Below are 11,065 nucleotides of genomic sequence, written 5' to 3'. Positions count from 1 at the left end.
GCCCCGAGGTGAACTCGCGCGCCAGGCCCACCTCGATGCGCTCGGCCCAGAAGGTGTCGGGCCATTCGGCCAGGGTGGCGCCGTCGGTGCGGTAGCGCACGCGCCGCGAGACGAGGTACTCCGGAATCTCCAGGCGCGCGACCGCGAGCGTGGCGTTCTCCACCGGCGGCGCGGCCGATGGCGCGGTGGCGATGGCCGGGGTGCCCGGCAGGGTCAGCAGCGTGGGCGCCCGCTCGGGCGCCGAGGCGCAGCCGGTGAGGACGGCCGCGGCGGCGGCGGCGAGCGCGAGGGCCGCGGCGCGGCGGGTGAAGGAGGGCGTGCTCATTCGCGTCGGTTCCCGAAAATGATGGCGTTGGGTTTCTCTTCGAGCAGCTCGGCGAACGAGCGCAGCCCGCGCGCGGCCTGCGACAGGTCGCGCACCGCGGTTTCCAGGTCGGCGCGCAGCGGCGCGTCCGGCGCGGAGAGGTCGGCCAGGCGGTCCATGGCCAGCTTGGCCGATTGCGTGGCCTCGCGCGCGCCGACCAGCGCGCGCTGCAGTTCCGGCCGCGCCTCCTGAATGGATTGCTCGGTGCTGCGCGACAGCCGCTCGACGGACGCCAGCGTCGCCGTCGAGCTGGCCTGCACCTGGTGGATGGTCTCCGTGGCCGCGGCCAGGGTCTGGCGCGAGGCCGCCGTCGTCAGCTTGAGCTCGGCCGAGGCTTCGGACAGCGCCACCTGCACGCCGCTCAGCGTCTTCTGCACCACCACGAGCGTGTTGCGCATCTCCTCGGCCGTGGCGCGCATCTCGCTCACGGTGTCGCGCAGCGGCAGCTCGGCCACCTGTTGGATCAGCGGGCCAAAGCGGTCCTGCAGTGCCGGGATCTCCGGGTGGCGCGAGCCGCCGTGCAGCGTGGCGGGCGTCTGCGGGGCGAAGTCGAGCTCGACCGCCTTCTGGCCGGTCACGATGCTTTCCGACACCAGCCGCGCGCGCAGGCCGCGCGCCACCAGCGCGGGCACGTCGACGCCCGCGCCCGCGAGCGCCGAGGCCTGCAGCCGCATGACCACGGGCACCGTGGTGCGCAGCGTCGCGCCATCGACGCGGATGCCGATCTCGGTGACCTGGCCGATGGCGACGCCGCGAAAGGTCACCGGCGCGCCGATCGACAGGCCGCTGACGTTGTCTTCGTAGAAGACCGTGGCCTTCTGCTGGTCGCTGAACCAGTCCCTGCCGCCGAGCCAGAAGATGGCGGCCAGCACGATGAACAGGGCGGCGACGACGAAGCTGCCGATGAGCAGGGCGTAGCGTTTCATGCGGAATCTCCCCGCGCGCTGGGCGCTGGTGGGTCGGGCGGCACTTCCCTTCGCAGGAAGGCATCGACCGTGGGATGGACGTGGGCCCGCGCGAGTTCGCGCGGGCAGCCGCGCGCGATGGGCGTTTGGCTGTCGGCGTCCAGGAACAGGCCGTCGTCCGCGATGGCGAACAGGCTGGGCAGTTCGTGGCTGACCAGGACCACGGCCGCGCCGGTGCGCTGGCGGATGTCGAGGATCAGGTCGTCGAGCCGGCGCGAGCTGATCGGGTCCAGGCCCGCCGAGGGCTCGTCGAGAAACAGCAGCGGCGGCTCGGCGGCGATGGCGCGCGCCAGCCCCGCGCGTTTCTTCATGCCGCCGCTGAGCTGGGCCGGCATCTGGTGGGCGGCGTCGTCCAGGCCCACCCAGGCCAGCACCTCGCGCGCGCGCGCCTCCTGCGCCCGGGCGTCCAGCGCCGTCTGCCGCGCCAGCGCCAGGCAGACGTTGTCCAGCACGGTCATAGACGACCACAGCGCCGCGCTCTGGAACAGCATGCCGAACTTCAGCCGCATGGCCTCGCGCTCGGCCTCGCCGCTGGCCCAGTAGTCGACGCCGCCGTGGCGCACCGTGCCGCTGGCCGGCGGCAGCAGGCCCACCAGGTGCTTGAGCAGGGTGCTCTTGCCGCAGCCGCTGCCGCCCATGATGGCGAAGATGCGGCCGGCCTCCACCTCGAACGAGACGCCGCGCTGGATCAGGCGATCGCCGAAGCGCATCTCCAGGTCTTGCACGTTCAGCAGCGCCGCCATTCAGATCCCCAGCGTGTTCGCGACCAGCGCGAACACGGCGTCGATGACGATGATGGCCACGATGCTGGTCACCACCGCGCCCGTGGTGGCCAGGCCCACGCCCGCGGCGTTGCGCTGCGCGTAGAGGCCGTGGTAGCAGCCCACCATGCCGATCAGCGCGCCGAACACCAGCGACTTCGCCGCGCCCAGGCCGAGGTGCGTCCAACTGAGCGCCTCGGCCGTGCGGTGCATGTAGGCGGCGGGCGAGAGATCGAGCATCACCGAGGCCACCACCATGCCGCCCACCAGGCCCGCGAGGCAGGCGAAGACGAACAGCAGCGGCATCATCACCAGCAGCGCCGCCACGCGCGGCAGCACCAGGAAGTCCATCGCCGGCAGGCCCAGCACCTCCAGCGCGTCCACCTCCTCGTTGGTCTGCATGGTGGCCAGCTCGGCCGCGAAGGCCGCGCCGGTGCGCCCGGCGATGACCACGGCGGTGATGATGGCCGCCATCTCGCGCGCCACCGAAATGGCCACCAGGTCGGCGACGAAGATGCCGGCCCCGAACTTGAGCAGCTGCACGGCGCCGACGAAGGCGAGGATGGCGCCCACCAGGAAGTTGACCAGGCAGACGATGCCCACCGCGCGGGCGCTGGTGTCGGCCAGCACGCGCAGGGCGTCCTGCACGCGGTAGCGGCGCCGTCCGCCCAGCGCCGCCACGGCCGCGAGCAGGACCTCGCCGAGAAAGGCGACGGGCCGGCGCGCGAAGGCGAGGGAGACCGGCATCAGGCGCGGACCTTTCGGCGCACGGGGGTGGCAGCGGGACGGGCTGTCATCGGTCCTATCTTATGCAGCCGCGGGCGTTTCCGGCTGTAACCGGTCTCTGCGCGCCAGCGCCGGGAACACCCGCCACCACACGGCCACCACCACCAGGGTGCCGATGCCGCCCAGCAGCACCGAGCCCACCGGCCCCAGCAGCGCCGCCGTCGCGCCCGACTCGAACTCGCCGAGCTGGTTGCTCGCGCCAATGAACACCGCGTTCACCGCGCCCACGCGGCCGCGCATCTCGTCCGGGGTTTCGAGCTGCACCAGCGACTGGCGGATCACCACGCTGAACATGTCGGCCGCGCCGCTGATGGCCAGCGCCGCGAAGGCCGCCCAGAAGCTGGTGGACAGCGCGAAGGCGATCATCGCGGCGCCGAACACCGCCACCGCGCCCAGCAGCCGGCGCCCCGCGCGGCGTGCGATGGGAAAGCGCGCCAGGCACAGGCCCACCAGCACCGCGCCCAGCGCCGGCGCCGAGCGCAGCAGCCCCAGGCCTTCGGGACCGGTGTGCAGCACATCGTGCGCGAAGATGGGCAGCAGCGCCGTGGCGCCGCCCAGCAGCACGGCGAATAGGTCCAGCGACACGGCACCCAGCAGCACCGGCCGCCGCCAGATGAAGCGCAAGCCGGCCGTGAGCTGCGACAGGCCAGGCGCCGCGCGCGGTCCCGGCGCGGGCCGGTGGCGCATGCGCAGCACGCCGGCGATGGCCACCATCAGCAGCAGCCACGACAGCGCGTACACGACCGCCGCGCCCCAGTGCGCGCCCAGGGCGCCGGCCTGGCCGGCCGCGTCGGCGGCGGCCAGCGCCCGCGGGTCCATCCGCCGCGCCACCGCCGGCCCCAGGGCGTACAGCGCGCCGCCCAGCGCGGGCCCGCCGATCACGGCGGCCTGCATGGTGGAGCTGGCGGCGGCCACCGCGCGCGGCAGCAGGCCCAGCGGCACCAGCGTGGGCAGCAGCGCCTGGTGCGCGGGCATCTGCAAGGCGCGCGCCGCGCCCAGCAGCACGGACAGCAGCAGGATCACCTGCGGCCCCACCCAGCCCCCGGCGCTGGCCAGGGCCAGGCAGAAGGCGGCCAGGCATTGCAGGCCCAGGGCGCCGGCCAGCAGCAGGCGCCGGTCGTGCCGGTCCACCAGGTGGCCGGCGGGCAGGGTCAGCAGCAGCGCGGGCAGGAACTGCGCGAGCCCGACCAGGCCCAGGTACCAGGCGCTGGCGGTGAGGTCGTACATCTGCCAGCCCAGCGCCACCATCAGCATCTGGTTGGCGGCGCCGCCGGTCACGCGCGCGGCCAGCAGGCGCAGGTAGTCGCGCTGGTCGCGCAGCCGCGCCGGTACCGTGTCGGGCCGCGTGTTGGGAGGGGGCATGCGGCGAGTCTAGGCGCGTGGGCGACGCCGCCTCGGCGGCCGGGAACATGCCCATCCGGTTCACAGACCGATACAGCGGCCCGGGAACGCCGCTTGCCGCGCGGGCTTCCCACACCCATGGCAACGCCGTTCCACTTCCATCGCCGGGGCCCGGGCTTGCCGCGGGGCCGCCAGGCGCGCGCACCGCGCGGGGGGCACTGAATGGGGCCGCGGCGGCGCACGTTCATCGGCCTGGGCCTGGCCGGCGCGGCGTTGGTGGCCGCGCTGGTGGTGGCCGAGCACCGCGGCTGGCCCTTTCTGCGCGAACCGGTGCAGCGCGCGGCCACGCGCGCCGCGGCGGTGCCGGTGCGGCTGGAGGGGCCGTTTCGCCTGCACCTGTTCGGGCGCCCGCGCATCGAGGTGGGCCAGTTGAACCTCGCCTCGGCCGAGCGCTTCGGCGCGCCGCACCTGGTGGACGCGCGCGGCGTGCGCCTGTCCTGGCGCTGGGGCGACATCTGGCGCTGGTGGCGCGGCGACCGCCTGCGCCTGCAGGCGCTGAGCGCGGACGCGCTCGACGCCCGGCTGCGGCGCCTGGACGATGGCAGCGCCAACTGGCAGCTGGGCGCGCGCGAACCCCGGCCCGAGGCCGAGCCCCTGGGCGGCCTGCCGCGCTTCGGCTCGCTGGTGATCGGCCAGGGCGAGGTCGATTGGAAGGACCCCATCGCCGACGTCGACATCGACATCCGTCTGCGCGGCCGCGAGGGCGAGGCCGAGGCCGCGAACGCCGGTTACCAGGCCTCGTTCAGCGGCCGCTACCGCGCCCTGCCGCTGCGCCTGCAGGCCCACGCGGGCGGCACGCTGCCGCTGCTCAACGACCCCGAGACCGCGCCCGACGCGCCCTGGGTGCCGGTGCGCGTGGAGGGCACGGCGGGCGCCGCGCGCCTGCGGTTCGACGGCGAGGCCGCGGCGCTGCTGGGTCTGCCGCGCCTGCGGGGCGCGCTGGCCTTGAGCGGCCCCTCGCTGGCGGCGGTGGGCCGGCCGCTGGGCATCACATTGCCGCGCACGCCGCCCTTCGAACTGCGCGGCACGCTGTCGCAGGGCGACGGCGTGTGGCGGCTGCAGGCCGAGCGCGCCCACATCGGCAGCAGCCGGCTCGCGGGCGATCTGCGGTTCCACCAGCGCGCCCGGCCGCGCCGCCTGACCGGCGAATTGCAGGGACAGCGGCTCGCGCTCGCCGACCTCGGGCCGGCGATCGGTGCCGGGGGTGCTGCCGCCGCGCCCGCCCCCCAGGGCCCGCGCCGCGTGCTGCCGCAGCACCGCTTCGACCTGCCGTCGCTGCAGGCCATGGACGCCGACGTGCGCGTGGCCATCGGGTCGCTGGACTTCGGCACGCGGGCCATGGCGCCGCTGCGTGGGCTGCGCACCCGCGTGCGATTGGCGCAGGGGGTGCTGAGGCTCGACGATCTGCGGGCCGAGGTGGCCGGCGGCCGCGTCGAGGGCATGACCCAGCTCGACGCCACGGCCAGGCCCGCCTCGTGGCGGGCGCGCCTCGAGATGAACGGCGTCGACGTCGCGGGCTGGCTGCGCGGCCTGCGCCGCGAGGGCGCGCCCGCGCCCAGCGCCGCCTCCGCCCTGAAGCGGGAGCGCGAGCGGGCGCGCCAGGGCGGCGAACAGGGCCTGAAGTCCTACCTCACCGGCGTGCTGTCGGCGCGGCTGGACGTGACGGGGGCGGGCCAGTCCACGGCCGAGATCCTGGGCTCGCTCGACGGGCCCATCGACCTGCGCCTGCGCGACGGCACCATCTCCCACGTGGCCACCGAAGCCATGGGCCTGGACCTCGCCCAGGCCCTGGGCGTGGTGGTGGGCGGCGACCGCCCGCTGCCGCTGCGCTGCGCGCGTTTCGACCTGCGCGCGCGCGAGGGCGTGGTCGAGCCGCGGCTCGCCGTGCTCGACAACCGCGACAGCACGGTGCATGTCGCGGGCCGCGTGAACCTGCGCGACGAAAGCCTGGCGCTGCGCCTGGTCACGCGGCCCAAGGACTGGTCGCCGCTGTCGCTGCGCACGCCGGTCACCGTGGGCGGCACGCTGGGCCAGCCCAAGGTCGGCATCGAAGGCGGGCGCCTGGCGGGGCGCGTGGCCGGTGCGATCGCGCTGGGGGCCGCCGCCGGCCCGGTGGCGGCGGTGATCCCTTTCATCGAGCGCGGCCGCCAGGAGGACGGCGACCCCTGCGAACCGTCGGCGCCCGCCGCGCCCGCGAACAAGCGCTGAGCCGATGCGGACCGGTGCGGGGCGGTGGGCCCGCGGGCGTCCGTCAGAATCGGCCTGCGCGGCGCGTGCCCCCGAGGCCCGTGGCCGCCGCAGCAGGAGACCCCATGGACGACCCCTCGTACGCCGAGGTGCGCGGCATCGACGTGACGATGCTGCGCGCCTTCGACGCGCTGATCCGCGAGCGCAGCGTGTCGCGCGCCGCGGCGCGGCTCTTCTTGAGCCAGCCCGCCGTCAGCGCCTGCCTCAAGCGCCTGCGCGTGGCCTTCGGCGACGAGCTGTTCGTGCGCACCCAGTACGGCGTCGAGCCCACGCCGCGCGCGCTCGCGCTGGCGCCTGGCGTGGAATCGGTGCTCTCGGATCTGCAGCGGCTCATGAGCCGCCAGCAGCCCTTCGACCCCGCCGCGTCCGACCGCATCCTGCGCGTGGCCGGCAGCGACCACCTCTGCCGCACCCTCATGCCCGGCCTGTGCCAGACGCTGGGCGCGCTGGGCTCGCGCATGCGCGTGTCCTGGTCGCTGGCCGACTACAGCAAGACCGCCGAGGAGCTGGCGCGCGGCGACATCGACCTGGCGCTGATCCCGCGCATCACGCAGGTGACCGGCGTGCAGACCTCCATCCTGTGCGAGGACTCCTACGTGGGCGTGGCGCGCCTGGGGCACCCGGTGCTGGCCAGCGGCCTCGACCTCGACGCCTTTTGCGCCTGGCGGCACGTGGTGCTGGGCCAGTCGCGCTCGGTGCTCGACGACACCATCGACAGCCAGCTCGCGCGCCTGGACCGCCGCCGCGTGGTGCAGGCCGGCGTCAACTCCTTCAGCCAGATGGTGGACCTGCTGGCCGAGACCGACCTGATCGCCGTCTTCCCGCAGCGCGTGGCGCGCCGCTACCTGCATGCGCTGGGTTCGCGGCCGCTGCCGCTGGAGCTGCCCGACTACCGCCTGCACGCCTGCTGGCACAAGCGCAGCGAGGCGGACGAGGCCGTGGTCTGGCTGCGCGGGCAGGTGATCGAGGCCATCGAGCGCACGCTCTGACGGGCGCGCCAGCGGCGCGGGTGGGGCAGCTATCAGCCCCACGCATATCTCATATCCAAACGTTTGCTTTGATCCGGCGCGCGCACCGGCCTATCGTGCGGCCCCGCATTGCACAACCCACGACGGAGACACGCATGAACCGACGCGACCTGGTGGCCCTTGGCCTGGCCTCGCCTTTCCTGGGCACGGCCCTGGCCCAGACGGCCCCCAGCTTTCCCAACCGCCACGTGCGCCTCATCGCCTTCGGCGAGCCCGGCGGCCCGCTGGACATCCTGGGCCGCGTGTTCGCCGAGCGCCTGTCCAAGGCCTGGGGCCAGCCGGTGGTGGTGGAGACCCGGCCCGGCGCGGGCGGCATGATCGCCGCCGACTTCGTCGCCAAGGCGCCGGCCGATGGGCACACCTTCCTGTTCACCATCACGCACACGCAGCTGGTGCTGCCCTTCCTGCAGAAAACGCCGTACGACCCGATCAAGGACTTCCAGCCCCTCACCCCGGTGGGCGTGGGTGGCCCGGTGCTGATGGTGCGCGCCGACTCGCCGGTGACCAGCGTGCAGGAGTACGTGGCCTGGGCCAAGGCCAAGGGCCGCGCCACCTGCGCCACCTGGGGCCAGGGCACGGCCGCGCACCTCTACACCGAGCTGCTGCGCAAGCAGACCGGCGCGCCCATCGACCACGTGCCCTACAAGGGCCAGGCCGGCGCGCACATCGACCTGTTCGGCGGCGTCATCGACTCGGCCTGGGCCAATCCCGCCACCGCCAAGGTGCACCTGCAGGGCGACAAGAACTCGGGCGGCAAGCCCAAGGTGCGGGTCATCGCCATCGCCGGCAGCCAGCGCAGCGGCACCCTGCCCGACGTGCCCACGTTCGTGGAGCAGGGCTTCAAGGGCGGCTTCGAGACCGAGAGCTGGTTCGGCTTTCTCGCGCCGGCCAAGACGCCGCGCCCAGTCGTCGAGCAGATCGTCAAGGGCCTGCACGTGGCCGCCAGGACCGACGAGGTGCGCCAGCGCCTGGTCGACCTTGGCCTGACGCCGCTCACGCAAAGCCCCGACGAGTTCGCCCAGTCGCAGCAGAAGGAAATGCCGCAGTGGGAGGCGCTGATCCGCGCCGCCGGCATGCGCGCCAGCTGATCGCCCCCGACCCATGAACGCACGGATCATTCCCCTCATTCCCGACCAGGGCACGGCCTACGGCCGCCCGGCGCCCAGCCACAAGAAGGAGCTCACCGAGGTGGGCCCGGGCACGCCCATGGGCGAGCTGCTGCGCCGCTACTGGCACCCCATCGGCCTGGCCGCCGACGCCACCGACACGCCGCGCCAGGTGCGCGTGCTCGGCGAAGACCTGATCCTCTTTCGCGACAAGCAGGGCCGCGCCGGCCTGGTCTACCCGCACTGCGCGCACCGCGGCACCTCGCTGCTGTACGGCAAGGTGGAAGAGAACGGCATCCGCTGCTGCTACCACGGCTGGCTGTTCTCGGCCGACGGCCGCTGCCTGGAGCAGCCCTGCGAGCCCGAGGGCGGCAAGTTCCGCGACAAGGTGCGCCAGCCCTGGTACCCGGTGCAGGAACGGTACGGCCTGGTCTGGGCCTACATGGGCCCGCCCGAGAAGAAGCCCACGCTGCCGCGCTACGAGGCGCTGGAGAACCTCGACCCGGGCGAGTTCCTGGAGGCCAACGACCGCAGCATCGGCGGCGGTGGCCCGCAGATCATCGACTGCAACTGGCTGCAGCACTACGAGAACCTGGTCGACCCCTTCCACGTGGTGGTGCTGCACTCGACCTTCAGCGGCACGCAGTTCGTCGAGCAGATGGCGCTCATGCCCCAGGTCACCTGGGACAAGGTCGAGCTGGGCGTGCGAACCACCTCGGTGCGCCAGCTCGACGACGGCAAGACCTTCCGCCGCGTGAGCCAGGCCGCCATTCCGACGCTGCGCGTGATTCCCAGCCCGCGCCTGGGCAAGTTCGGCCGCGTCGAATCGCTCGGCTGGATCCTGCCCATCGACGACCACCATTTCCGCATCTACGTGGTGGGCCGCATGAGCGAGGCCGGTGAGCTGGCCAAGATGCGCTCGCGCCAGAACGGCAAGCTGTGGGAGGAGCTCACCGAAGAAGAGCACCGCGCCTCGCCGGGCGACTACGAGGCCATGGTCAGCCAGGGCAAGATCGCCAGGCACTCCGAGGAGCACCTGGCCACCTCCGACCGCGGCATCGTGATGCTGCGCCGCTTCCTGCAGGCTCAGGTGGAGGCCGTGCAGCGCGGCGAAGACCCGGTGGGCGTGAGCTTCGACCCCGAGGCGCCGCCGGTGTTCTTCGACGCCGGCAACTTCCTGGAAGGCTGATCGCGGCGATGGGCCTGGATTTCGTGGTGAAGGTCGCGCGCAAGCGCGTGGAGGCCGAAGGCATCGTGCTGCTGGACCTGGAGGGCGAGGGCGTCGCGCTGCCGGCCTTTACCGCCGGCGCGCACATCGACGTGAAGACGCCCTCGGGCGCGGTGCGGCAGTACTCGCTGTGCGGTCCGCCCGGCCAGCCCGGGCCCTACCAGATCGCCGTGCTGCGCGAGGCGGCGGGACGCGGCGGCTCGGCGTCGATGCACGACGCGCTGGCCGAAGGCGACCGGCTGGCGGTGTCTGCGCCGCGCAACCACTTCGCCTTGAGCGAGGCGCCGGGCGCCAGCCTGCTGTTCGCGGCGGGCATCGGCATCACGCCCCTGGTGGCCATGGCCGACGCGTTGCACGCCCAGGGCCGCGAGTTCACGTTGCACTACTGCGCGCGCAGCGAGGCGCGCACCGCCTTCCTGCGCCGCCTGCGCGAGCGGCCCTACGCCGATCGCGTGCGCTTCCATTTCGATGGCGGCGAGGCCAGCCGGCAACTGGACATCGCCGCCGCGCTGGCCGCGGCACCGGACGGCGCGCACGCCTACGTCTGCGGCCCCCAGCCCTTCATCGCCGCCGTGCGGGACGGCGCGGCCCGGGCCGGCTGGCCCGCGGCGCGCGTGCACTTCGAACACTTCTCGGGTGTGGCCACCGACACCCGCGGCGACGGCTCCTTCGACGTCGTGCTGTCGCGCAGCGGGCGCACGGTGCGCATCGCGCCCGACGTGTCCATCACGCAGGCGCTCGCGGCCGAGGGCGTGGCCATCGACACCTCCTGCGAGCAAGGCGTCTGCGGCACCTGCCTGATCCGCGTGCTCGAAGGCGAGGTGGACCACCGCGACCTCTACCTCACGCCCGAGGAGCAGGCCTCGCACACGCAAATGCTGCCCTGCTGTTCGCGCGCGGCGTCGGCGCGGCTGGTGCTGGACCTGTAGGCGCGCGCCGGTGGCGCCGGCTCACGCCATTTCGGCGCCCATCAGCGCCTCCTTGCGCGATTGCAGATCGTCCTTCATGGCCACCAGGTCCAGCTGGCGCGCCGCGCGCGCCTTGGGAAATATCTGGCCACGCTCTTCCTTGACGTGGTGATCGATGTGCTCGCCCAGCACCTTGACCTTGGCGTCGAACATTTCGTCGACCTCGTCCATGGACTCGAGCTGGGCGATCAGTTCCTTGGCGCTGGCGTGC

The 11,065-nt window shown here is 73.7% G+C and carries 10 protein-coding genes and 1 pseudogene; 5 read left to right on the top strand and 6 right to left on the bottom strand.

What is annotated here, in order from left to right:
- From BGO22_RS18400 to BGO22_RS18380, 5 genes are all read right to left on the bottom strand, one after another.
- Positions 1-325: ABC-type transport auxiliary lipoprotein family protein (locus tag BGO22_RS18400; protein WP_286852123.1), on the bottom strand; the 325-nt coding region annotated here is incomplete at its 3' end.
- Positions 322-1,290, bottom strand: a complete 969-nt coding sequence (locus BGO22_RS18395) for an MlaD family protein (protein WP_070400791.1) — start codon at positions 1,288-1,290, stop codon at positions 322-324. The genes BGO22_RS18400 and BGO22_RS18395, both read right to left, overlap by 4 nt.
- Positions 1,287-2,072 (bottom strand): ABC transporter ATP-binding protein, encoded by a 786-nt coding sequence (locus BGO22_RS18390; RefSeq protein ID WP_286852121.1) that lies wholly within the window; start codon positions 2,070-2,072, stop codon positions 1,287-1,289. Before BGO22_RS18390 ends, BGO22_RS18395 begins: the two co-directional genes overlap by 4 nt.
- On the bottom strand, positions 2,073-2,837 hold the full coding sequence (locus BGO22_RS18385) for an MlaE family ABC transporter permease (protein WP_070400793.1): 765 nt from the start codon (positions 2,835-2,837) through the stop codon (positions 2,073-2,075).
- A 60-nt stretch (positions 2,838-2,897) separates the two neighbouring features.
- Positions 2,898-4,238 (bottom strand): MFS transporter, encoded by a 1,341-nt coding sequence (locus BGO22_RS18380; RefSeq protein WP_286852118.1) that lies wholly within the window; start codon positions 4,236-4,238, stop codon positions 2,898-2,900.
- Positions 4,239-4,439: 201 nt separating this feature from the next.
- On the opposite strand from BGO22_RS18380, the gene BGO22_RS18375 reads away from it, so the two are divergent.
- The 5 genes from BGO22_RS18375 (at position 4,440) to BGO22_RS18355 (ending at position 10,815) form a co-directional block, all read left to right on the top strand.
- On the top strand, positions 4,440-6,485 hold the full coding sequence (locus BGO22_RS18375; protein WP_286852116.1) for an AsmA family protein: 2,046 nt from the start codon (positions 4,440-4,442) through the stop codon (positions 6,483-6,485).
- Between the two features lie 104 nt (positions 6,486-6,589).
- Positions 6,590-7,513, top strand: a complete 924-nt coding sequence (locus BGO22_RS18370) for a LysR family transcriptional regulator (RefSeq protein ID WP_070400795.1) — start codon at positions 6,590-6,592, stop codon at positions 7,511-7,513.
- 134 nt (positions 7,514-7,647) lie between these two features.
- Complete coding sequence (locus BGO22_RS18365; protein ID WP_286852114.1) at positions 7,648-8,640, top strand: Bug family tripartite tricarboxylate transporter substrate binding protein; 993 nt, start codon at positions 7,648-7,650, stop codon at positions 8,638-8,640.
- 13 nt (positions 8,641-8,653) lie between these two features.
- On the top strand, positions 8,654-9,847 hold the full coding sequence (locus tag BGO22_RS18360; RefSeq protein WP_286852113.1) for an aromatic ring-hydroxylating dioxygenase subunit alpha: 1,194 nt from the start codon (positions 8,654-8,656) through the stop codon (positions 9,845-9,847).
- Between the two features lie 8 nt (positions 9,848-9,855).
- Positions 9,856-10,815, top strand: a complete 960-nt coding sequence (locus BGO22_RS18355) for a PDR/VanB family oxidoreductase (protein WP_286852111.1) — start codon at positions 9,856-9,858, stop codon at positions 10,813-10,815.
- A gap of 21 nt (positions 10,816-10,836) precedes the next feature.
- Here BGO22_RS18355 and BGO22_RS18350 read toward each other — a convergent pair.
- Positions 10,837-11,065, bottom strand: a pseudogene (locus tag BGO22_RS18350) (hemerythrin domain-containing protein); the annotation flags it as partial.

It is taken from the genome of Hydrogenophaga sp. 70-12 (genome assembly GCF_001897365.1).
Taxonomy (GTDB): Bacteria; Pseudomonadota; Gammaproteobacteria; order Burkholderiales; family Burkholderiaceae_C; genus Hydrogenophaga; species Hydrogenophaga borbori.
This window is presented reverse-complemented; position numbering and strand designations above follow the sequence as displayed.

What these genes read in the sequence shown, in the direction of transcription:
- BGO22_RS18395 (WP_070400791.1), bottom strand. Translation starts at nt 1,290, where the DNA reads ATGAAACGCTACGCCCTGCTCATCGGCAGCTTCGTCGTCGCCGCCCTG.
- BGO22_RS18390 (WP_286852121.1), bottom strand. Translation starts at nt 2,072, where the DNA reads ATGGCGGCGCTGCTGAACGTGCAAGACCTGGAGATGCGCTTCGGCGAT.
- BGO22_RS18385 (WP_070400793.1), bottom strand. Translation starts at nt 2,837, where the DNA reads ATGCCGGTCTCCCTCGCCTTCGCGCGCCGGCCCGTCGCCTTTCTCGGC.
- BGO22_RS18380 (WP_286852118.1), bottom strand. Translation starts at nt 4,238, where the DNA reads ATGCCCCCTCCCAACACGCGGCCCGACACGGTACCGGCGCGGCTGCGC.
- BGO22_RS18375 (WP_286852116.1), top strand. Translation starts at nt 4,440, where the DNA reads ATGGGGCCGCGGCGGCGCACGTTCATCGGCCTGGGCCTGGCCGGCGCG.
- BGO22_RS18370 (WP_070400795.1), top strand. Translation starts at nt 6,590, where the DNA reads ATGGACGACCCCTCGTACGCCGAGGTGCGCGGCATCGACGTGACGATG.
- BGO22_RS18365 (WP_286852114.1), top strand. Translation starts at nt 7,648, where the DNA reads ATGAACCGACGCGACCTGGTGGCCCTTGGCCTGGCCTCGCCTTTCCTG.
- BGO22_RS18360 (WP_286852113.1), top strand. Translation starts at nt 8,654, where the DNA reads ATGAACGCACGGATCATTCCCCTCATTCCCGACCAGGGCACGGCCTAC.
- BGO22_RS18355 (WP_286852111.1), top strand. Translation starts at nt 9,856, where the DNA reads ATGGGCCTGGATTTCGTGGTGAAGGTCGCGCGCAAGCGCGTGGAGGCC.